The organism is Psychrobacter sp. TB20-MNA-CIBAN-0197 (assembly GCF_040309765.1).
GTDB classification, from domain to species: domain Bacteria; phylum Pseudomonadota; class Gammaproteobacteria; order Pseudomonadales; family Moraxellaceae; genus Psychrobacter; species Psychrobacter submarinus.
In genome coordinates this window covers 1-266 of record NZ_JBEOPC010000725.1, presented here as the reverse complement: position 1 = coordinate 266, position 266 = coordinate 1, and the positions used below count along the sequence as shown (strand labels likewise).

Genomic DNA, 266 nt, shown 5'->3' with positions numbered 1-266 from the left:
ATATAATATTGAGCGGCAGCACCAAAGCAAGCGAAGCGCCGCATAGCAAAAGAGTCAGCTTAAAATAGTTTTTATAACCTACAGGCAATACACTTGAGAGTAACCATGCCAACCACGTATAAAAAAACACGGGTTCAAAAAAGCTATTTTGCGCCACACCAATAACGGTATAATTAAGTACAACTTGCAAAGGAAATAACACAAAGCTTGCTAATACCAAGCCTCCACAACTGCCAATAATAAAACGATTCCAGCGTGCATATGCC

The 266-nt window shown here is 39.8% G+C and carries 1 protein-coding gene; it reads right to left on the bottom strand.

Annotated elements, in window-relative coordinates:
• Positions 1-266 (bottom strand): hypothetical protein (locus tag AAEY83_RS15730; RefSeq protein ID WP_351060439.1); only part of this gene is annotated, 266 nt, incomplete at both ends.